18 protein-coding genes are annotated in these 21808 nt (G+C 71.5%); 14 read left to right on the top strand and 4 right to left on the bottom strand.

Features of this window, described 5'->3' with window-relative positions; all coding sequences use genetic code 11:
* Window positions 1-182: 182 nt before the first annotated feature.
* The 12 genes from ACH4SP_RS23340 (at window position 183) to ACH4SP_RS23285 (ending at window position 13095) form a co-directional block, all read left to right on the top strand.
* Window positions 183-434, top strand: a complete 252-nt coding sequence (locus tag ACH4SP_RS23340) for a helix-turn-helix transcriptional regulator (RefSeq protein WP_189820998.1) — start codon at window positions 183-185, stop codon at window positions 432-434.
* A complete protein-coding gene (locus tag ACH4SP_RS23335) occupies window positions 431-949 on the top strand; it encodes a hypothetical protein (protein WP_398417470.1) in 519 nt (172 codons plus the stop codon). Before ACH4SP_RS23340 ends, ACH4SP_RS23335 begins: the two co-directional genes overlap by 4 nt.
* 118 nt (window positions 950-1067) lie before the next feature.
* Window positions 1068-2789 carry a hypothetical protein gene (locus tag ACH4SP_RS23330; RefSeq protein ID WP_398417469.1) on the top strand — a complete coding sequence of 574 codons (1722 nt, stop codon included), beginning with the start codon at window positions 1068-1070 and terminating at the stop codon, window positions 2787-2789.
* Window positions 2764-3192: a hypothetical protein gene (locus ACH4SP_RS23325; protein ID WP_398417468.1), complete on the top strand. Its 429-nt coding sequence runs from the start codon at window positions 2764-2766 to the stop codon at window positions 3190-3192. The genes ACH4SP_RS23330 and ACH4SP_RS23325 overlap by 26 nt, the downstream gene beginning before the upstream one ends.
* 300 nt (window positions 3193-3492) lie before the next feature.
* The gene (locus ACH4SP_RS23320) at window positions 3493-4200 is read left to right on the top strand and encodes a hypothetical protein (protein WP_398417467.1); all 708 of its coding nucleotides are present in this window, start codon (window positions 3493-3495) and stop codon (window positions 4198-4200) included.
* Window positions 4201-4305: 105 nt separating this feature from the next.
* Complete coding sequence (locus ACH4SP_RS23315) at window positions 4306-5031, top strand: hypothetical protein (RefSeq protein ID WP_398417466.1); 726 nt, start codon at window positions 4306-4308, stop codon at window positions 5029-5031.
* Between the two features lie 106 nt (window positions 5032-5137).
* Window positions 5138-5470, top strand: a complete 333-nt coding sequence (locus ACH4SP_RS23310) for a hypothetical protein (RefSeq protein WP_398417465.1) — start codon at window positions 5138-5140, stop codon at window positions 5468-5470.
* Between the two features lie 256 nt (window positions 5471-5726).
* Entirely contained in the window at window positions 5727-7178 is a 1452-nt protein-coding gene (locus tag ACH4SP_RS23305) for an aldehyde dehydrogenase family protein (RefSeq protein WP_398417767.1), read from the top strand.
* Between the two features lie 242 nt (window positions 7179-7420).
* Window positions 7421-8968 carry a GMC family oxidoreductase gene (locus tag ACH4SP_RS23300; protein WP_398417464.1) on the top strand — a complete coding sequence of 516 codons (1548 nt, stop codon included), beginning with the start codon at window positions 7421-7423 and terminating at the stop codon, window positions 8966-8968.
* Window positions 8968-10056, top strand: coding sequence for a glycine betaine/L-proline ABC transporter ATP-binding protein (locus ACH4SP_RS23295; protein ID WP_398417463.1), 1089 nt, complete (start codon window positions 8968-8970; stop codon window positions 10054-10056). Before ACH4SP_RS23300 ends, ACH4SP_RS23295 begins: the two co-directional genes overlap by 1 nt.
* Window positions 10057-10216: 160 nt before the next feature.
* Window positions 10217-12118, top strand: coding sequence for an ABC transporter permease (locus ACH4SP_RS23290; protein WP_398417462.1), 1902 nt, complete (start codon window positions 10217-10219; stop codon window positions 12116-12118).
* Window positions 12115-13095, top strand: coding sequence for an ABC transporter substrate-binding protein (locus tag ACH4SP_RS23285; protein ID WP_398417461.1), 981 nt, complete (start codon window positions 12115-12117; stop codon window positions 13093-13095). The genes ACH4SP_RS23290 and ACH4SP_RS23285 overlap by 4 nt, the downstream gene beginning before the upstream one ends.
* Window positions 13096-13362: 267 nt before the next feature.
* On the opposite strand, the gene ACH4SP_RS23280 is transcribed toward ACH4SP_RS23285, so the two are convergent.
* Together ACH4SP_RS23280 and ACH4SP_RS23275 are read right to left on the bottom strand one after the other, a co-directional pair.
* Window positions 13363-16566 (bottom strand): hypothetical protein, encoded by a 3204-nt coding sequence (locus tag ACH4SP_RS23280; RefSeq protein ID WP_398417460.1) that lies wholly within the window; start codon window positions 16564-16566, stop codon window positions 13363-13365.
* Between the two features lie 124 nt (window positions 16567-16690).
* Entirely contained in the window at window positions 16691-17086 is a 396-nt protein-coding gene (locus ACH4SP_RS23275; protein WP_398417459.1) for a cupin domain-containing protein, read from the bottom strand.
* Window positions 17087-17138: 52 nt separating this feature from the next.
* On the opposite strand from ACH4SP_RS23275, the gene ACH4SP_RS23270 reads away from it, so the two are divergent.
* Entirely contained in the window at window positions 17139-18131 is a 993-nt protein-coding gene (locus ACH4SP_RS23270) for a GlxA family transcriptional regulator (protein WP_398417458.1), read from the top strand.
* 135 nt (window positions 18132-18266) lie between these two features.
* Here the strand turns inward: ACH4SP_RS23270 and ACH4SP_RS23265 are convergent, their stop codons facing one another.
* Window positions 18267-19604: a serine hydrolase domain-containing protein gene (locus tag ACH4SP_RS23265; RefSeq protein ID WP_398417457.1), complete on the bottom strand. Its 1338-nt coding sequence runs from the start codon at window positions 19602-19604 to the stop codon at window positions 18267-18269.
* A gap of 143 nt (window positions 19605-19747) precedes the next feature.
* The gene (locus ACH4SP_RS23260) at window positions 19748-20251 is read right to left on the bottom strand and encodes a carboxymuconolactone decarboxylase family protein (protein ID WP_398417456.1); all 504 of its coding nucleotides are present in this window, start codon (window positions 20249-20251) and stop codon (window positions 19748-19750) included.
* Between the two features lie 47 nt (window positions 20252-20298).
* On the opposite strand from ACH4SP_RS23260, the gene ACH4SP_RS23255 reads away from it, so the two are divergent.
* Window positions 20299-21774 carry a PLP-dependent aminotransferase family protein gene (locus ACH4SP_RS23255; RefSeq protein ID WP_398417455.1) on the top strand — a complete coding sequence of 492 codons (1476 nt, stop codon included), beginning with the start codon at window positions 20299-20301 and terminating at the stop codon, window positions 21772-21774.
* The last annotated feature ends 34 nt before the right edge of the window (window positions 21775-21808 follow it).

Below are 21808 nucleotides of genomic sequence, written 5' to 3'. Positions count from 1 at the left end.
AGCGGTGCGAGGGGAGCATGAAGGGTCAGTGCGCGACGCCGTTCGCGAGCTCGGCCTGATCTAAGGCACCTCGGGTAAAACCCCCTAAAAGGCCCCCGGCAGTTCAACTGCCGGGGGCCTTTTGCGTGCTCAGCCGCCCAGTGGTGTTGTGCATCTGCTCTCAGATGTAGTACTTCTTATACATGAGCGAGCAGGTGCACAACAGAATGGCCGTGGTGAGGGCCGAGCGGAAGGTTTCGCGGCAGGCCCTCGCCGAAGCGGTCGGCGTTCATTACCAGACCATCGGCTACATCGAGCGCGGGCAGTACAACCCCAGCCTCGACCTGGCCCTGAAGGTCGCCGCGTTCTTCGAACTGCCGGTGGAGGCGCTGTTCTCGCTGGAGCCGTTCGGTTCGCTCACGCAAGAGGTCTACGGGAGGAAGGCACAGTCATGAACACCGCCACGATGACGCGTCGCGAGCGCGCGATACAGGACCTGATGGACGACCCGAGGGCGCGTGCGCTGCACGCCACCGCGGGTCGCCGGCTGGCCGCGGTCGCCGTGCACGCCGCACTGACTGTCGCCTTCGTCGTCCTGCTGGTCGCGCTGTACGGCTACGACCAGCTGTGGGCCGCCTTCGCGCTGATCGCCCTCCTGGTGCCGTTCGTCCTCGCCACCGCCCTCCTCAACGGGATGACCCGCGGCGTCGTCTCGCTGCGCGCCCGGGTGCTGGACGAGCGGCAGCTGAGGGAGCGGGAGCGGGCACGCAGCACCGCGCAGAAGATGACGGGAGCGCTGATCATCGGGGCGGCTGCCGGCCTCTGGCTGGCAGCCCTGTGCACGGACGGTCAGCTGACCCGGGCGTACGCCGCCCCGCTGCTCGCCGGAGTCTTCGTACTGCACTGGATGATGCCCCTGTGGATCGCGGGCCTGATGGTGAAGGACGAGCCCGCCGACGACTTCGAGTAGGCGTAAGGGCAGGCGTAGAGCAGACGTAGTAGGGCCCGCGCGGGTTACCGTGCGGGCCCTGTGCGCTCTACGATTGACGTCCCCTCAGGCACCTTCCACGGGAAGCCAGGGACCACCGGTGACACAGAACGTGGTGCCTCCCCAACCCCAGCCCCGACCCCCACCCTCCGGCAGACCGCCCGTCGACCCGGCCGCCAGCGAGGCCTGCCGGCTGCTGTGCGCCGGGTCGTACCTGGACGGTGAGTACCGCGACGCCGTGATCGAGGAGCTGTACGTCCACGAGGAGCGCCTCGCCGCCCCCTCGTACGGCATCGACGCGACCCGGGTCCTCGCCCACGCGCTGCGGGCCCGCCGGAGCGAACTGGCCTGGGCGCTCGGCATGCTGGCGATGTGGGCGGTCTCGGTCCCGCTGACCGGCGGCCTCTTCCTCTTCGTGCTCTTCCCGTGCCTGGTCCTCGCGGTGGCCGGGTGGATCAGGGGCCGGAGCGCGAACCCGCCGTGGTTCAGGCTGGTCGCGGCGTTCCTGGTGCGGCTGTACGGGAGAATCTCGCTCGCCTTCGTACTCTTCGGCCTGCTCCTGGTGGCGTTCTCCAGCTCCGGGACCGGCAGTTCGGTCCTCGACTGGCTGTTGCCGGACGCCCTGTCGGCGGCGGTGGCCGTGGCATCCGTGACGTCCGGGGTGGCGGGCCAGGCGTGGTTCACCCTCGGTCTGTTCGCGCTGATCGTGGCGGGGGTGGGGCTCCAGCGCGGGCAGTTCGCCCGGGTGCTGGCGCACGAGCTGTCGGTGCGGCAGTTCCCGCACCGCAACCAGGACCCGGCCGAGACACTGGACGGGGTGCGCTTCGAGCGGCTGCGGGACCGGATCAGGACCGAGCAGTACTCGCCGCTGATCATGTACCGCTCCGGCGACCCGTTCTGCGGCGCCGGACTTCCCGTCCGCCCGTGGGCCCTCGCCGTCGAGCTGAAGCCGCGCCCCGACCGCAAGGAACCACCCGAGCCGATCACCAACACCGAGGTGCTGCGCCGTATCACCCCTCTCCTCGAAGCCCTGCGCATCCCCTCGGGGGACCCGGTGCGGGCGGCCGGGGTGCGCGACCGGCTGCGTGAGCTACAGCTCGACGAGTGCGTGTTCCTGCCGGTCACCGGGCTGCCGCGGCGCGAGTTGGCACCGTACGGGGCGGGCGGGTTCGAGCGGCACCGGGCGAACGCCGTCGAGGAGGGTGGTGAGACCCGGCGGCACTTCCTGCGGATCCGGGTGGGCGGCTGGAGCGAGGAGGTCGTCACGACCGTCTTCGTGCGGGTGCACACGCAGGGCGGGATGCTGATGCTGGAGGTCGCGCCGCACGTACTGCTGCCGGTGCGACCGCTGTTCCAGGCGGCGGACCGGCTCGCGCACCAGTACCGGCACAACAGCTGGTTCGGCAAGGCCGCCTATGCGCTCGCGCACACGCCCTCGTCGCCGGGCCGGGCGGCGGCCACGCTCGTACGGGGCGTGGTCAGCACCTGGAAGCTGCTGACCGGCGGCTACGGCGGCGCGCTGCCCGACGGACCCGCCCGGGCCGTAAGGGAGCTCGGGTCCGACGTGGACGCGTCGCTGTTCCAGGAGATGGACTTCAGCCGCTACCTCAAGTCGGTCGAGGACCGGGTGGCGGGCGGGGTGAAGGCGGCGCTGCACGACGCGGGCTGGCAGACGGAGGAGTTCGTGCAGCAGGTCAACCAGGTGTTCAACCAGATGAACAACTTCGGCACGGTGAACAACAGCGCCTTCAGCCAGGGCGACTACAACACGGTCAGGAACCAGGGGGGCGGCAGCCATGGCGCGGCGACAGGCGCAGGATGACGACGCGGGGACGGGAGCGGAGCAGGGAGCGGGTGCGTGGCGAAGGCGCGAGGTGAACATCGGCTCCGTCTCGGACAGCGCGTTCGCGATCGGCGACCACAACGACGTGCGCAACGAACACCACGGGCGCACCACGGTCGCCCCGCGCGACGAACAGCAGGCGGAACTCCTCCGCGCCGTGCGGAACTTGCGGGGTGATCTCGCGCGTTGTACGCGTACGGAACCCGTCGACGTACTCGATGCCGAACTCGCCGCCACCGAGGAGGACATCACGGGTACGGGCGAGGCCGCCCCCTCCCGGCTCGCCAGACTGCGTACGGCGCTGACCACCGCCGAGGGCGTGACCGCGATGCTCGCATCCGGTGCCGCCGTCGGGCAGGCGGTCGGGGTGCTGGGGGGCTGAGCGGTGGCCGCCAGAGGCGGAGGCGACGACTCGTTCTGGAACGAGGAGACGCAGAGCTGGGACACCGCCCCGCCGCACGGCCCGCGCCGCACGCCGCCACGGCGGACACCGCCGCCCGCGCCGCCGCCGGCACCACCGCCGGCTCCTCCTCCCGGCGGGTGGACGCCGTACCGCGAGCCCTCCCGTGAGCCGTACCGCGAACCCTCCGCGGACCGCTCGCCCCCGCCCCCGCTGGTCCCGCCGGCGCGGCCTTCTCCGCAGCCGCCCGTGCCACCGGCGGGAGGCGGCGGCCGCCCACGGGTGCGCGTCACCCCGGTCGGCGTCCTCGTGGTGGTCGTCGCGCTGCTGGTGGGCGGGGGAACGGCCTGGTTCCTGCAGCGGGACCAGGGCAAGTCCCCGGTGGTGACGGCCAGTTCGTCACAGCCCAGTCCCTCGGCCAGTGCCTCGCCGCTCCCGCAGGACGAGACCGAAACCGCCGACGGGGTCGGCACCGACGAGCCCACGGTTCCGAGCGACCGCCCCACCGACCCCGCCGCCGGAACCTTCGACGTGGTCCAGGATCCGTCGGGCATCACCCTCGCCGTGCCCGAAGGCTGGCAGCGCTCCGAGGACACCCCGACGGTCGTCTTCTACCGTCCGCCTGACGAGCCCAAGGGGCGGCAGGGGATGCACTTCGTCCAGTTCTGGCCGCTCCAGGAGGAGAACATCACCTCCAGGGACGCCCTCCTGGTGACCCTCACCGACAACCTCCGCAAGCCCGGCTTCGAGCGGATCGACCTCCGCGACGTACCCGCCGAGCACTTCGCGGAGGCTGCCGAGATGGTCTACGCGTACGACAGTGCCGAGGTGGGGCGGCGGATGCAGTTCGTGGAGCGGGTGTTCCGCGCGGACGACGGCCAGCAGTACGCCTTCGTCGTCGGTGCCCCGGCCAACGAGTGGCCGTACCAGTACCGGGTGCTGACCATGACGCTGAGGTACTTCGTCCCGCCCGGGGCGGACACACCCTGACGTCCGCGCCGGTGGCCTGGTCCGGTGCGGCACCCCGGTCCTACCATGTCCCTCCGCTCGTACGGGAGTTCAAGTGGAGGGCGGCGGCGGTGAGAGGGAGCGGCCATGGCGCACACCGACGGACAACCTCCGTACCCCCGCTCCCCGTTCAGTACGGCGAAGCCCCGGCGGCGGTTGCGGGCCACCCCCTTCCAAGCCCTGCTGGTGGTGGGCGGTCTACTGCTCGGAGTCGGTACGGCCTGGTTCGTCCGGGGCCCGGACCCGACGCCGCTCCCGCCTGCGCCGACCGCCCTGAAGCCCGCCCCGCAGCCCGCACCGAAGCCCGCTCCCGAGCCCAAGTCGCCTTCGCGGGGCGCCGGTTCGGCAACTCCCGCCGCGTCTCCCACTCCCACCCTCCCCGCCGACTTCGCGGTGGTGCGGGACCTCTCGGGGGCCGTTCTCGCCGTCCCCACCGGCTGGCGGCGCAGCGTCGAGGCCTCGGTGTACTACCGGGCCCCCGGTACCCCGTACACCCGCTTCCTGCAGTTCTGGCCGCTCGCCGAGAGCGGGATGAGCGCCACCCGGGCCCTGCGCGTCACCGTCGCCACCCACCGGCACCTCCCCGGCTTCACGCTCAAGGCCCTGCACCCCACCACCCGTGGCGCCGCCGAACTCGTCTACTCGTACGACAGCACCCGTGTCGGGCGTCGGCTCACCTTCGTCCAGCGGGTGTTCCCCGTGCCGGACGGCCGCCGCTACGCCCTCGCGGTGGTCGGCCCGGCCGCCGAGTGGCCCCGGCAGAAGGTCGTGCTGGAGACCGCGCTGCGCCACTTCGAGGCCGAAGCCCGGTAGGGCCCGCACCGTCCCGACCTCAGATGTTGATCAACTACCGTTCCGGCGCGAGAGGATTCGGGCACGCTCGTAAGACGTACGAGCGGACGAACCATCGGAGGCCCCCATGTCCGGCATCTTCAGCAAGCGCGAACTCCAGGTCATCGGGCTCAGCGACCGCGACGAGATCGTCGAGACCCTGCGGATCGCGCTCGACGGCGCCGACGGCACCGACCGTCCCGGGCTGGCCCGTGCCCTCGCTCTCGTCGAGGCGGCCCCGGCCCGTACGGACGTCGAGCTGCGCGGCCGCTGGGCCCGGGAACGTATCGAAGCGGCGGGTGTCGAGGTCAAGCCGGACTCGGTCGTCGCCGTCCGGGCGCTGCGCAAGGCCGAGCCCGCGCTGAGCCTGATCGCCGCGGTGCAGCTGACCAAGGACGCCGCGGCGACTCCGCTGCGCTGACCCCTCCGCACTGACCGTCGTCGGGGCATATCGGGCAGGATCAGGCCTTATGTCCCCTCTGTAAGTGACTCATGGCACTTTCAGCCATGTAAACGGCATGCTTTCCGCCCCTCGGGGGAGGGGTCCAGCCGCCAGTTCTGCTGGCAGGACCCTCAGTACCGGACCAGTGACCGGACCGGTACCGGTAGTAACGGAAGGCGAAAACGACGTGTCGGCTGAAAAGACCATCCATGTGGGCGGGGAGTGGCAGGCAGCCATGTCCGGCGCCACGCGCGACATCCTCGACCCCGCGGAAGCGAAGCCGTTCGCCGTGGTCGCCGAGGGTGGCGCGGAAGACGTCGATGCCGCTGTCGCCGCCGCGAGCGAGGCCTTCGCGGGCGGGCAGGGCGCCTGGCCGCTGACCCCGACCGCCGACCGCGCCGCCCTGCTGCGCCGCGTGGCCGACCTGCTCCAGCGGGACCGCGAGGAGCTGGGCCGGCTGGAGGCGCAGGACGCGGGCAAGACCGTCGAGGAGGGCCGCGTCGACATCGACTGCGTCACCGACGCCTTCCGCTACTTCGCGGATCTCGTCATGAACGAGAGCGGTGGCCGGGTCGTCGACGCGGGCTCGCCCGAGATCCACAGCATCGTCGTGCACGAGCCGGTGGGCGTGTGTGCGCTGATCACACCGTGGAACTACCCGCTGCTGCAGGCCAGTTGGAAGATCGCCCCGGCGCTCGCCGCGGGCAACACCTTCGTGATCAAGCCCAGCGAGATCACCCCCATGACGACCGTCGCGCTGATCGCGCTGCTCGTCGAGGCGGGCCTGCCGGCCGGAGTGGCGAACATCGTCACGGGACCGGGGGCCTCCGTCGGCGCCCGGATGTCCGAGCACCCCGACGTCGACCTGGTCTCCTTCACCGGTGGTCTGCTCAGCGGTACGAAGGTGATGCAGGCGGCCGCCGAGAGCGTCAAGAAGGTCGCGCTGGAACTCGGCGGCAAGAACCCCAATGTGGTCTTCGCCGACGCCTGCGCCACCGAAGAGGGCTTCGACACCGCCGTCGACCAGGCGCTGAACGCCGCGTTCATCCACAGCGGCCAGGTCTGCTCCGCCGGATCGCGCCTCATCGTCGAGGAGTCCGTCAGCGAGCGCTTCGTCGCCGAACTCGCCCGCCGCGCCGAGAAGATCCGGATCGGCCGCGGTACGGAGAAGGGCGTGGAGTGCGGACCGCTGGTCTCCGCACAGCAGCTGGAGAAGACCGAGTACTACGTCGCGGCCGCCCTCGAAGAGGGTGCGGTCCTGCGCTCCGGCGGCAAGCGCCCCGAGGGCCCCGGCTACGAGGGCTACTTCTACCGCCCGACCGTCCTCGACGGCTGCCACCGCGAGATGCGCGTCGTCCGTGAGGAGACCTTCGGGCCGATCCTCACCGTCGAGACGTTCACGACGGAGGCCGAGGCGATCGCCCTCGCCAACGACACCGAGTACGGCCTCGCGGGCGGCGTCTGGTCCGCGGACACCGGGCGCGCGCGCCGGGTGGCGGCGAAGCTGCGGCACGGGACGGTCTGGATCAACGACTTCCACCCGTACCTGCCGCAGGCGGAGTGGGGCGGCTTCGGCAAGTCCGGCATCGGCCGGGAACTGGGGCCTGCGGGACTGGCCGAGTACCGGGAGTCGAAGCACGTCTACGAGAACCTGGCCCCCCAACCCGTCCGCTGGTTCGCCGGCTGACCGCTTGGGCGCGGGGCGGCGGGTGGTCATCCTGCAGGTGCGTCGTGGCGGGCCGCCGGGCCGGTGGTCGTCGTGCGGGTGCGTCGTGGCTGGTCGCGCAGTTCCCCGCGCCCCTAAATGCCTGCCCCCTTAGCCCCTAGCCCTCTTGGGCAGCGGGGCCGCCCCCCGACACCGCCCCACCCCGAGACCGCCACGCAAACCCATTACGCGCAGCACCTTCCGCAAGAAGAGGAGCAGCTTCCATGCCCGAGACCATCCACGAGTACGACTACGTCGTCATCGGCGGCGGCACCGCCGGCTCGGTGATCGCCTCCCGTCTCACCGAGGACCCCAGCGTCCGCGTCGCCGTCATCGAGGGCGGCCCCACCGACGTCGACCGCCCCGACGTCCTCACCCTCCGCCGCTGGATGGGCCTCCTCGGTGGCGACCTCGACTACGACTACCCCACGGTCGAGCAGCCGCGCGGCAACTCGCACATCCGGCACAGCAGGGCCCGCGTACTGGGCGGCTGCTCCTCGCACAACACCCTCATCGCGTTCAAGCCGCTGCCGTCCGACTGGGACGAGTGGGAGGCCAACGGGGCCGAAGGCTGGGGCGCCGCGGCCATGGACCCGTACTTCGGAAAGCTGCGCAACAACGTCGTCCCGGTCGGGGAGTTGGACCGGAACGCCATCGCCCGCGACTTCGTCGACGCCGCGCAGAGCGCACTCGGCGTCCCGCGCGTCGAAGGCTTCAACAAGAAGCCCTTCGAGGACGGCGTCGGCTTCTTCGACCTCGCCTACCACCCCGAGAACAACAAGCGGTCGTCCGCCTCCGTGGCGTACCTGCACCCGTTCCTGGACCGCCCCAACCTCCACATCATGCTGGAGACCTGGGCGCACAAGCTGGAGCTGGACGGCACCCGCGCCCGCGGCGTCCACGTCCGCACCAAGGACGGCACGGAGGTCCTCGTACGGGCCGCCCGCGAAGTCCTCGTCTGCGCGGGCGCGGTGGACACCCCCCGCCTGCTCATGCACTCCGGCATAGGCCCGGCCGCCGACCTCGAAGCGCTCGGCATACCCGTGGCCGTCGACCTCCCCGGCGTCGGCGAGAACCTCCTCGACCACCCCGAGTCGGTCATCGTCTGGGAGACCGAAGGGCCGATCCCCGAGAACTCGGCGATGGACTCCGACGCGGGGCTGTTCGTGAAGCGCGACCCCCAGCACGCGGGCCCGGACCTGATGTTCCACTTCTACCAGATCCCGTTCACCGACAACCCGGAGCGGCTGGGCTACGAACGCCCGGCCCACGGCGTGTCGATGACCCCGAACATCCCCAAGCCGCGCAGCCGCGGCCGGCTCTACCTCACCAGCGCCGACCCGGCCGTGAAGCCCGCCCTCGACTTCCGGTACTTCACCGACGAGGACGACTACGACGGCCGCACCCTGGTCGACGGCATCAAGATCGCCCGCGAGATCGCGAAGGCCGCTCCGCTTTCCGGCTGGCTGAAGCGCGAGGTGTGCCCCGGCCCCGAGGTCACGTCCGACGAGGACATCAGCGAGTACGCGCGCAAGGTCGCGCACACGGTGTACCACCCGGCGGGTACCTGCAAGATGGGTGCCGCCGACGACCGACTGGCCGTCGTCACACCGGACTTGAGGATCAAGGGGCTCGACGGCATCCGCATCGCCGACGCGTCCGTCTTCCCGACGATGCCCGCCGTCAACCCGATGATCGGGGTCCTGATGGTCGGCGAGAAGTGCGCAGAGCTGCTCCAGAAGCAACAGACCATCTCCGGAGGTGCCGCGTAATGAGTACGACGACCACTGAGACCGCTGTGAGCGCCGAGAGCACCGAGCCCGTCTTCTCCGTACGGAACCTCTGGAAGGTCTTCGGCCCCAAGGCCGACAGGATCCCGGGCGACAAGGACCTCGCCGGTCTCTCCGTCGCCGAACTGCGGGCCCGCACCGGCTGCACGGCCGCCGTCCGCGACGTGTCCTTCGACGTCCGCAAGGGCGAGGTCTTCGTCGTGATGGGCCTCTCGGGCTCCGGCAAGTCCACGCTCGTACGCTGCCTGACCCGGCTCATCGAGCCGACCTCGGGCAGCCTCGCCATCGACGGCGAGGACGTCCTCTCGATGGACAAGGCGCGCCTGCGCGAACTGCGCCGGCACCGCGCCGCCATGGTCTTCCAGCACTTCGGCCTGCTCCCGCACCGCACCGTCCTCGACAACGTCGCGTACGGCCTGGAGGTCCAGGGCATGGGCAAGGCCGAACGCCGCGCCAAGGCTGCCGAGGTCATCACCAAGGTCGGTCTCGACGGCCTTGAGGACCGCCGCCCCGGCCAGCTCTCCGGCGGCCAGCAGCAGCGCGTCGGCCTGGCCCGCGCGCTCGCGGTGGACCCCGAAGTCCTGCTCTTCGACGAGCCGTTCAGCGCACTGGACCCGCTCATCCGGCGCGACATGCAGGAAGAGGTCATCCGCCTCCACGAGGAGGAGGGCCGCACGATGGTCTTCATCACCCACGACCTCAACGAGGCGCTGCGCCTCGGCGACCGCATCGCGCTGATGCGCGACGGCGAGGTCGTCCAGCTCGGCACCCCGGAGGAGATCGTCGGCTCCCCGGCCAACGACTACGTACGGGACTTCGTCCGCGACGTGCCGCGCGAGCAGGTCCTCACGGTGGCCTCCGCGATGCGGGCCCCTGAGCCGGGGGACGCGGAGTCCGGTGGTCCGGCGATCGCGCCCGGAGCGCCTGTCTCCGAAGCGATCGAGGCCCTGGTCCGCACCGGGGAGCCCACCGCCCGCGTGATGACCGACGGTCGCCTGCTGGGCATGGTCGACCGGGCGTGCCTGCTGGGCGTGGTGGCGGGAGCTCCGGCCGTGGCGGTGACGGCCTGATGAGGTACGTGAGTACAGCCTTCCGACATCCTGCGGGTGCGTCGTGGCTGGTCGCGCAGTTCCCCGCGCCCCTGAAGGGGCGCCCGGACGGCGAGGTGACCGCGTGACCGCAGCGACCGCAACCCCCAACTCCCTTAGGCAGAGCGGTGGTTGGCGAGCCATGCTCACCCGCCGCCCCGCCCTCTTCAAGATCCTCGCGCTCCTCGTGGCCGCCGCGATCCTGATCCCCCTCGCGCACGCCCGCTGGGCCTCCGGCAGCTGGCCGGCCGCGCTGACCGTCGACGTGACCGAGCCCCTCGGCAAGGTCAGCGACTGGATCATCGACAACCGCGACGGCCACCCCCTCTTCCTGTACTTCTTCGGCCACATCTCCCATGCGGTCGTCCTCTCCGTACGCGCCGTCTACCTGGTCCTCCTCGCCCTCGGCTGGGCCGGCACCACCGCCCTCGCCGCGCTGATCGCCTGGCGCGCGGCAGGCGTGAAGCTCGCCGTCGGGACCCTCGCCGCGCTCGCCACCTGCGGGCTGCTCGGCATGTGGGTGCCGACCATGCAGACGCTCGCGCTGATGGCCGTCGCGGTCCTCGCGTCCGTCGTGCTCGGCGGGCTGCTCGGCCTCGCCGCTGGCCTCTCGGACCGTACGTTCCGGGCCCTGCGCCCCGTCCTGGACACCATGCAGGTGCTCCCGGCCTTCGCGTACCTGCTCCCCGTCGTGCTGATCTTCGGCATCGGCGTCCCGGCCGCCGTCCTGGCGACCGTCGTGTACGCCGCCCCGCCGATGGCCCGCCTCACCGCACTCGGTCTGCGCGGCGCCGACAAGGGCGTGCTCGAAGCGGTCGAGTCCCTGGGTGCCACCGCCCGCCAGCGGCTCCTGACGGCCCGGCTCCCGCTGGCCCGCAAGGAGATCCTGCTCGGCCTCAACCAGACGATCATGATGGCGCTCTCCATGGCCGTCATCGCGTCCGTCATCGGCGCCGCAGGACTCGGCGACCGCGTCTACCAGGCGCTCGCCTCGGTGGACGTCGGCCAGGCACTGGCCGCTGGACTCCCCATCGTCCTGATGGCGATCGTCCTCGACCGGGTGACCGCGGCGGCGGGCTCGGGCGACCGTGAACACGGCCGCTCCTGGACCCCCGCACTCATCGGCCTGGCCGTCGTCGCGGCGGTCGCCGTCGGGGCCCGCCTCGCCGGCGCCCTCCTCTGGCCCGCCTCGTGGTCGGTCGAGATCGCCCCGACCGTCAACAAGGCCGTCGGCTGGATGACCGACCACCTCTACTCCGGTGTGCCCGTCATCGGCGGCACCGCCGACTGGGCCGGCCACTTCACCTCGTGGATCCTCGACCCGGTACGCGCCGGACTCCAGGGCCTGCCCTGGTACGCCGTACTCCTCCTGGTCGCCGCCCTGGCCTGGCTGATCGGCACCTGGAAGTCGGCGCTCACCGCCGCACTCGCCATGGCCGCGATCGGCGTCCTGGGCATCTGGAAGCCGTCCATGGACACGCTCTCCCAGGTCCTCGCGGCCGTCGCCGTCACCCTCGTCATCGGCTTCGCGGTCGGCATCGCCGCCTCCCGCAGCAGCCGTCTGGAACGCGTACTGCGCCCGGTCCTCGACGTGATGCAGACGATGCCGCAGTTCGTCTACCTCATCCCCGTCGTCGCCCTCTTCGGCGTCGGCCGCGCCCCGGCGGCAGCGGCAGCGGTCGTGTACGCGCTCCCGGCCGTCGTACGCATCACCACCCAGGGCCTCCAGCAGGTCAGCCCGGCCGCCATGGAATCGGCGCGCTCGCTCGGCGCCACCAGCGGCCAGCAGCTCCGTCAGGTCCAACTCCCGCTCGCCAGGCCCTCGTTGCTCCTCGCCGTCAACCAGGGCGTCGTCCTGGTGCTCGCCGTCGTCATCATCGGCGGTCTGGTCGGCGGTGGCGCACTCGGTTACGACGTCGTCTTCGGCCTCGCCCAGGGCGACCTGGCCACCGGCCTCAAGGCGGGCGCCGCGATCGTCTGCCTGGGTCTGATGCTCGACCGGGTCACGCAGCCCTCGCGCGCGGCCCGCAAGGAGGACGCGTGAACATCTCCCGCCGTACGACATTCAGGGCGACCGCCCTGGGCGTGGCCGCCCTCACCCTCGCGGGACTCACCGGCTGCGGCGCGGCCGACATGACGCAGCAGGCGTCCCCGTACGCGAACGCGGCGGGTGCGAAGACGGTCACGCTCTCCGTGCAGTCCTGGGTCGGCGCCCAGGCCGACGTCGCCGTCGCCAAGCTCATCCTGGAACGCGAACTCGGCTACCGCGTCGACACCGTCCAGGTCGACGAGGTCCCCGCCTGGGACGCCCTCAGCCAGGGCCGCGTCGACATGATCATGGAGGACTGGGGCCACCCGGAGCAGGAGGCCCGCTACGTCAAGGACAAGAAGACCATCGTCCCGGCCGGCGAGGTCGGCGTCATCGGCCACATCGGCTGGTGGGTCCCGAAGTACTTCGCCGACAAGCACCCGGACGTCACGGACTGGCGCAACCTCAACAAGTACGCCGACCAGTTCAAGACGGCGGAGAGCGGCGGCAAGGGCCAGCTCCTCGACGGCTCGCCCTCCTACGTCACCAACGACAAGGCCCTCGTCGACAACCTCAAGCTCAACTACCAGGTCGTCTTCTCGGGCTCCGAGGCCGCGCAGATCACCCAGATCCAGCGCTTCGCCAAGGAGAAGAAGCCCTTCCTGACCTACTGGTACAAGCCGCAGTGGCTGTTCGAGCAGGTCCCGATGGTCGAGGTCAAGCTCCCCAAGTACAGCGAGGAGTGCGCGGCGAAGGCCCCCGAGGCCATCGACTGCGAGTACCCGACCACCCCGCTCATGAAGTTCATGAACGCCAAGTTCGCCAAGAAGGGCGGCGAGGCGGCGGAGTTCCTGAAGAACTTCAAGTGGGACGCGAAGCAGCAGAACGCGGTGTCGCTGATGATCGCGGACCAGAAGCTGTCGCCTGAGGCGGCGGCGGAGAAGTGGGTCGCGGACAACGAGTCGACGTGGAAGGCGTGGCTGCCGAAGTAGCGTCGGCCGCGATACCTCCCACCGCGCGCCGGGCGCGACGGACCATCCGTCGCGCCCGGCGCACGCGCATTCCCGGGCCTACGCGGCCGCCGCCAGCTCGCACCACACGTACTTGCCGCCGTCGCCGCTGCTGGTCAGCGGATGCCAGCCCCACCCGTCCGCGCAGCTCCGGACGAGTGCGAGCCCTCGCCTTCCGCCCGGCGCGTATCAGTCACCCGCTCTCTCCGGCCCGTTCTCCCACCGGCCCGCTCTCTCACCGACCCGCTGTCAGGGCGTACTCCAGACCCGTACTTCGCCGCCGTCCGCGTACGCGGCGATGCGTGAGCCGTCGGCGTTGAACGCCAGTGCGGTGATCTCCCGGCGGTGGCCGGTCAGCGAACCGATGGAGGCGAGGGTGGCGGTGTCGATGAGGTGGAGAGCACCGGAAACCTCACCCACCGCCAGACGGGCCCCGTCGGGGCTGAGCGCGGCGGAGGTGATACTGCCCTCGCCCCACGGGCCCTCCCGAAGGGTTCTCGCCCGGGGCTCTCCGACCCTCCGGACCTGTACGAAGGAACGGTCGAAGGAGCCGGCGCCGGCGACCGTGCGGAGGTCGTCGCTGAGGACCGAGATCTCGTGGCAGTCGGTGTCCACCGGTGACGACGGCTCCCGGTACACCCGTTTGCCGGGCAGGATCTCCCAGACCTCAAGAGGGCCGGAGCACGCCTTCAGAGCCAGCCGGGGCCTGCCCCCGATCCAGGTCACCGACACGGACGGCAGGCCACGGCCGCTGTCGGTGGTGAGGGGAATCTCCCGGAACCCCCCGACGGGGAGCACGTCGGTCCGCTCGTACGCACCCGGCCCGTCGACGCCCTTCGGCAGCAGGTCCTTCAGCAGCCGACCGCTCACCCCTGCACGGTGCGAGGCGAGGGAGGCCGTCACCGGGAGGGGCTTTCCACTGGTGCCGTCCCACGCCTCGGTGTGCAGGCCGTCCCCCGTGACCAAGGTCGAACCCATGAACTTCATGACGGTGACCGGGTGTTGAGGCGTGAGCCTCAGACGGGAGGTGTCCTCCGGGTACGCCCAGCGCACGGCGAGACCCACCGCGCAGACGAGTGCGAGGGCGCCCAGGAGGTGGTGTCGCTTGATCCTCCGCCCGATTCTCCGCCCGGCGCCCGGGACCCCGGCCGGCCCTGAGGCCGCCGGACCTTCGGGCGACAGGTCCTGGGCCAGTGCGTCCTGGAGCCGGATGTGCCGGAACTGGTAGTGGCCGCCCGCGTACCGCAGGATGCCCCCGCGATGGGCCTCCTCCAGGAAACCCATCAGCCGCCAGGGCAGCCTGCGGGTGGTGGCCGAGGCGATCCGGAAGACCAGGAACCGGGTCCACGCACGGGGCAGCAGCGCCAGCAGCCCGATGCATCCACACGTCAGTACGCCGAGACGGACGAACGGGGGCCAGTGCCACTGCCCGTCCGCGTAGCCCTCGAAGACAGCGGCCACACTCCGCATGTGAAGCAGGACCAGGTCGGTCAGCGGAGGTTCCCCGTGCGGGCCGGTGGCCACGACGGCGATCAGATCCAGGATCACCCGGTACGAGACCATGAGCGGGAAGACCGAGAGCCCGGCCCCGAGCCCGCACGCCGCGGCGCCGATGAGCGCGGAGTTCCGGTCGTCTCGCAGGGACGACGCCGGGTGGGCCGAAACGGCCGTGACCGGGGCCGCGTTCAGCCACTCGTGTGCGGCAAGCCCGATCGAAGTGGCCAGTACGACCGTCCACACCGGACCGGACACCAGCAGCAGCGTGTCGACTCCGTCCTTGCCCGCGCCACCTGCCGCCAGAACGGCGACGGTTCCCACCAGGACGCATCCCGCGGGCAGGGCGGTGAGGGACCACCCGGACCTGAAGCCCTTGCGCAGCCGCCCCGCCGTCCCCGGCGCGCGCAGCGAAAGCCGCCCGGGTGGACGGCCGGAGGAGATCCACCACACGACCATGGCCAGCAGGACGGCGACGGCCCCTACGGCCAGGCTCGCCTCAAGACTCTGCTGCCGCGCCGCCTGTGCACCGTCGGGCAGGTCCGGAGTCCAGCCGATCCGCAGCGCGACGGCCACGACCGTGAGCACCAGCCCGCACACCAACGCCACCGTGGGACCGGCCCACACCGACAGCAACCTCTCCGGCATCCGCCACCACACCAGATCGCGCTCCCGATGACGGTGCAGATACAGGGCGAGAGTGGACAACCACTCCCGCTCCCTGCCCCCGGCCACCCGCCGCGACTGCGGCGACTGCCACGAAGCGACAAAACCGGCGGTCACGTGGTCCTCCACCGCATACCGGCTGTCCAGCCGTGTCTCGTCCGCGAGGACACCGGGGTCCTCACCGTTGCGTTCGTACGCCAGCCGCGCCAGCGACACCATCAGGGGAGTGGACAGCGCCTGCGCCACCGCGCTGTCCGGCCGCTCGCGCAGCGCCCGGTAAACGGGTTCCCAGTCGGTCCTCTCGGGCCAGACGACATCCGACAGGTAGGCGATCGCGTCGCGCGGGGCGACCGGGGCGATCTCGACGACCGGGGTTCCGCGGAGCCTGGGCGCACCGTCCTTGACCACGTCCTCGTACTCCTGCGAGCGGCAGGTGACGATCACCGGACGGTCGCAGCCCAACGCCCGGTTGAGTCCCCGCACGGCCCTGCGCCTGGCGGCCTCCGGGATCTCGTCGAGACCGTCCAGCACGGGCACCAGCAGGCCCTGGTCGAGGAGCAGCCGAGGAGTCGCGGACCGTCCCGCGTAGTACATGTCGGCGAGTCGGCGCACCATCCAGTCGTCCAGCGGCTCCACCACCGAATCCCAGGAAGCGACCGCCAGCAGTACGGGCACCGGGCCGCCCGCCGCGCGGTGCTCCTCCTTGGCCAGGCCGACGGTCACCATGAGTGCCAGCGCGCTCTTCCCCGCCCCGGGCTCCCCGAGCAGCAGCAGCCGTCGACCCGGAGTATCGCGATATCCCCCGGCCAGCGCGGCACAAGCGGTACCGAAAGAACCGTGCAACCGTCCGTCCAGCCGCTGCCGCACCACCCGCGCCGGGCGGACGGTCGCGGGCACGGCCGGCGCGTGCGAAGAGCCGGTCGGAATCAGCATCGCCGCACGGTCGCCCACCCGCCGCCGACTGGTCGACCAGGCCAACGGCAGCACCCGCGGATCGTCGAGCCGACGCGAGCGGGCCTCGGCGGTCCACTGCGCCTCGACACTCCGGCACAACTCGTCGGCCAGCGCGGCAGGATCGGGCGGCGCGGATTCCCGGCCGCGGAAGTAGTCGGCCACCGACAGGGCAAGCCCCCCGCACCCCACGAAGAAGCTGAGCACACTCGACAGCGGGTCGCTGCGCTCCAGCTCCGCACCCACCATCAGCCCGAACACGACAAGGCTGAACACCCCCAGCCCGCCGAAGGCCGCGATCCGCATACGCCGTTCGGCCAACCGGGACCGATCCTCTGCCATACCCGGGAATCCTGACGGGCACTGCCCGCCGCCCACACCGCATACGGGCGCACGACACCCGATCCGGTGAAGTACCGCACGGACCACCGGGCCCGCCCCCGGCCGCCCGCTTCGCCGTCCGGGGTCAGGTGTTGAGGGCGTGCCCGGTCGTTGCGTCCACGTGGTCCGGGATCTCGTCGTGGCGATCGCCCACCGTCGGTGTCCCGGCGGGCTCGAACATGAGGATCGCGGCGCCGGACGGAGCGTGCGGCCTGTGCTCCGTGCCTCGGGGGACGGTGAAGACCGCCCCCTGGGGGAGCAGGACCGTGCGCTCCCCGTCGGGCTCGCGCAAGGAGATGTGCAGCTCGCCGTCGAGTACCAGGAAGAACTCGTCGGTGTCGTCGTGGACGTGCCAGATGTGTTCGCCCTCGACCTTGGCGATGCGGACGTCGTAGTCGTTGACGCGCGTGACGATGCGGGGGCTCCACAGGGCGTCGAAGGAGGCCAGGGCCTTGCCGAGGGGGATGGGTTCGCTGCTCATGGGCTCATCCTGAGCCGTTTCGCACGACCGGCGTGAGTGCTAGGAATTGCACATGGCGAAAGAATCCTCGCACGCGGTTCACCCGGCGGGCGTACACCGGGTCGTCGTGATCGTGGACGAGAACTCGAACCCCTTCGAGCTCGGCTGCGCGACCGAGGTCTTCGGTCTGCGCAGACCGGAGATCGGCCGTGATCTCTACGACTTCGGGCTCTGCTCCCCCGAGCCCCGCACCTTGATGCGCGACGGGTTCTTCACGCTCACGGGAGTCGCCGGTCTGGAAGCCGCCGACGCGGCGGACACCTTGATCGTCCCCAACCGCCCGGACACCGAGGTGCCCCGCCGCCCCGCCGTGCTCGATGCCGTCCGACGGGCGCACGCACGCGGTGCGCGTCTGGTCGGCTTCTGCAGCGGCGCCTTCACGCTGGCCGAGGCCGGAGTCCTCGACGGACGCCGGGCCACCGCGCACTGGCAGTGGGCGGATTCCTTCCGGGCCCGCTTCCCCTCCGTCCGGCTCGAATCGGACGTGCTGTTCGTGGACGACGGCGACATCCTCACCGCCGCGGGGAGTGCGGCCGCGCTCGACCTCGGGTTGCACATGGTCCGTCGCGACCACGGCGCGGAGGTCGCCAACTCGGTGAGCCGCCGACTGGTCTTCGCGGCGCATCGGGACGGTGGGCAGCGGCAGTTCGTGGAGCGCCCCATGCCCGACCTGCCGGACGAGTCCCTGGCGCCCGTCCTGGCCTGGGCCCAGGAACGGTTGGACTCACCGCTCACCGTGTCCGGCCTCGCGGTACGTGCGGCGGTCAGTCCGGCGACGCTGCACCGCCGCTTCCGGGCGCAACTGGGCACGACGCCGTTGGCGTGGCTCACGGGCGAACGACTTGCCCTGGCGTGCCGGTTGATCGAGCGCGGTGAGTCCCGTTTCGAGGTGGTCGCGCGGCGCAGCGGGCTCGGCACCGCTGCCAATCTGCGCACCCGGATGCGCCGCGAGACCGGCATCACTCCGTCGGCGTACCAGCGCCGGTTCGGGCCGGAGGCGAAGTGACGGCGGGCATCCCCTTCCTCGGCCACGAACACCCGTGTGACGCCCCCTTGTTACGCCATCGGCCGGGTCGCGGAAGTCCTCGACGCCCTCGACGCCCTCGCCGCACGGACCGCCGCCGGGGGCCTGGCGCGAGGCCTAGCGGCGCAGCTGCTCCGGGGTGACCAGGCGCGGAGGCACCGGCGAGGTGGCGGTGGGAGCGGGCTTGGCGGGGGTGCCGCTCACCGCCCCGTCCATGTATCCGAACAGCGCCGCCCCGATCGGGTCGGGCAACGGCTTGCCGTCCTCCCCGAACCGCTCGTACTTCATCAGGTTGTAGCCGATCGCCACCTGCCGGCGCCCGTCCTCCGTGGACAGCGCCCAGGTCCCCGCCCCGAACACGCCACCGTCGTGGCCCCAGTACCAACTGCCGCCTCCGCCGGGCAGCTTGAGGGAGTACAGCCCGAGGCCGTACCGCGCCACCACCTCCTCACCCGGCTCCGGCTCGTGCATGGGAACCGTCGTCTTCATCTCCCGCAGCTCCGCCGCCCCCAGCAGCTTCCCGCTCAGGAGCCGGCGGTAGAAGTCGTTGAGGTCGTCCGTCGTGGAGACCAACGCCCCGGCCGTACCGGCCCAGGACATGTCGTAGACGCTGTAGTCGCGGGCCGGTTCGATGTACCCGTAGAACGACTCGTACATCTTGGCGTGCGGCCCCGAGACGCGGGTGGAGCGCGGGAAGTACGTGTGCCGCAGCCCGGCCTTGCGGATGACGTTCTGCGTGATGTACGACTCCGGGTCCTGGCCCGTGACCTTCTTCAACAGCAGCCCGGCGATGATGTAGTTGGTGTTCGAGTACGCGTGCTTGCCGCGCGGTGCCTGCGGTGCGGCGGCCAGGCCGAGGCGCACCAGCTCCGCGGGTTCCAGCTTGCGGAACCGGCCCTCGTCCAGGGCCTGTCCCGGGTCCGTCGCCAGCTTGGGGAAGGCGGGCAGGATGTAGTCCGCGATGCCGCTCGTGTGGTTGAGCAGCATCCGCACCGTCACCTGCCGGCCCCGCTCGCCCGGCACCAGCTCCGGCAGGTAGTCGCCGATCGGGGCGTCCAGGCCGATCCGGCCCTTGGCCACCTGCTGGAGGACGGCCACCGAGGTGAAGGTCTTGGTGATGCTGCCGATCCGGTGCTCGAAGTCCGCGCGCACCGGCCGGCCGGTGTCGATGTCGGCGACGCCTGCCGCTCCGCGCCACCGCTCGGAGCCGTCCCTGACCGACGAGTACGCCCCGTACATCCCCGCCCGGTGGAACGCCTCAAGGGAAGCGCGCAGCGCCTCCCGGTCGAGGCGGGACGCGGTGGTGGTGGAGGACGCGGTGGCCGGTAACGGGGCGGCGGTGGCGGCTCCGGCCGGAAGCGTGCCGACCGCGAGCGACAGCAGGGCCGCCGATGCCACGGCGGCCAGGCGCGCTCTCCTGCGGTCGGTGCGAGGGCTCGGGCGGGTGTGGCGCATGGGCGGATCCCGTCTCATGAGGTGTGCGTGGTGGATGTACCCATCCTCCGCGCGGCACACCTTCCGTTCCTCCGCCCTCGGAACGACCTTGTGCACAAGAAGAGATGACGTTTGTCAGGTTTCAGCCCCGCCCCGGATCCGGCCTAGTGGGATCCCGCCACGTAGTGCCCCGGCACCATCCGCGTCGACACCGCGAACCGGTTCCACACATTGATCGTGTTGATCGACGCGATCAGATGCGCCAGCTCCACCTCGTCGAACTGCTTCGCCGCCTTCTCGTACACCTCGTCCGGTACGAATCCGTCCGTCAGGACAGTGATCGCCTCGGTCAGTTCGATCGCCGCGACCTCCTTCGCCGTGTAGAAGTGCTGCGACTCCTCCCACGCCGACAGCTGCACGATCCGCTCCACGCTCTCGCCCGCCGCGAGCGCGTCCTTGGTGTGCATGTCCAGGCAGAACGCGCAGTGGTTGAGCTGCGAGGCACGGATCTTCACCAGTTCCGCCACCACCGGGTCGAGGTGCTTCCTGGTGGCCTTCTCCAGCTGGAGCATGGCCTTGAAGACCTCGGGGGCGTGCTCGGACCAGTTCATCCGGGGGATGTGCTCGGGGACGCGGGGGGTGTGTGCGGTGTTCTCGTTCGTCGTCATGACCACAACGTTATGCGGGCAGCGGCCCGGCGGTATGGTCCATTCCCGTGACAGATTCCTGGGCCACTTATCGGGCCGAACTCGGGACGGACCTCCATCTCGATCTCTCCGGCAGCGGTAGCGGAACCGGCAGCGGTGCCGGAACCGGCGGCAGCACCGGCCCCGCCCCCGGCCTGCGCACCGGGCTCCGCGACGCCCTCCGCGAGGCCGCCCGCACCGGCCGCCTCGCCCCCGGCACCCGCCTGCCCTCCTCCCGTACGCTCGCCGCCGACCTCGGCATCGCCCGCAACACGGTCGCCGACGCGTACGCCGAGCTGGTGGCGGAAGGGTGGCTCACCGCCCGCCAGGGCTCCGGCACCCGGGTTGCCGAGCGGGCCGCCACCGCCGCTCCCCGACGGCCCCGCCCGCCCGCTGCACCCCGCCGCCCGGCCCGCAGCACCGCCCCCGTCCACAGCCTCCTGCCCGGCACCCCCGACCTCTCGACCTTCCCCCGCGCCGAGTGGCTCAAGGCGTACCGCAAGGCGCTCGCCGCCGCCCCGAACGACGCCTTCGGGTACGGAGATCCGCGCGGCAGGATCGAACTGCGCACCGTCCTCGCCGAGTACCTGGCCCGGGCCCGCGGCGTGCACGCCGACCCGGAGCGCCTCGTGATCCGCTCCGGGTACGTCAACGCGCTGACCTTCCTCGCCGGGGTGCTCCGCCGCCGCACCCCGGCCGCGAAGGCGGTGGCCGTCGAGGAGTACGGACTCGACCACCACCGGGAGTGCCTCCGCGCCGCCGGACTGCGCATCCCCCCGCTCGGGGTCGACGAAATGGGCGCGAGGACGGGCGAGTTGGCGGACCTGCCCGGTGTCGGGGCGGTGCTGCTGACCGCCGCGCACCAGTTCCCGACCGGCGTCGCCCTGCACCCGGACCGGCGGGCGGCGGCCGTCGACTGGGCGCGGCGGACCCGCGGGTTGATCCTGGAGGACGACTACGACGGCGAGTTCCGCTACGACCGCCAGCCGGTCGGCGCCCTCCAGGGCCTCGACCCGGACCGGGTCGTCTACCTCGGCACCACCAGCAAGGCCCTCGCCCCCGGGCTGCGGCTGTCCTGGATGGTGCTCCCGGAGGAGCTGACCGGTCTGCTCTCCCCGCACGACAACACCTCCAGCGCGCTGGAACAGCTCACCCTCGCCGGGTTCATGGCCTCAGGGGCGTACGACCGCCATGTGCGCTCCATGCGGCTGCGCTACCGGCGGCGCCGCGACGACCTGGTGGCCGCCCTCGCGGCACGCGCGCCCGACGTACGGATCAGCGGCATCGCGGCCGGTCTGAACGCCATCCTCGAACTGCCGCCAGGCAGCGAACAGTCCGTGGTGCGCGCGGCGCACTGGCAGGGGCTCGCGGTGGAGGGGCTGTCCCGTTACCGGCACCCGGAGGCGCCGGGGGAGGGGAAGGACGGGCTGATGGTCGGGTACGCGACACCGACCGACAGCGCGTGGGCGGGAGCGCTGGAGGCGCTGGTCAGGGCGCTGCCCTAGGGAGTCGTACGGGGTGGACCGGGAGCGCGGACGC

This window comes from Streptomyces sp. NPDC021093 (assembly GCF_044333135.1).
In the GTDB taxonomy this organism is placed as follows: domain Bacteria; phylum Actinomycetota; class Actinomycetes; order Streptomycetales; family Streptomycetaceae; genus Streptomyces.
This window is presented reverse-complemented; position numbering and strand designations above follow the sequence as displayed.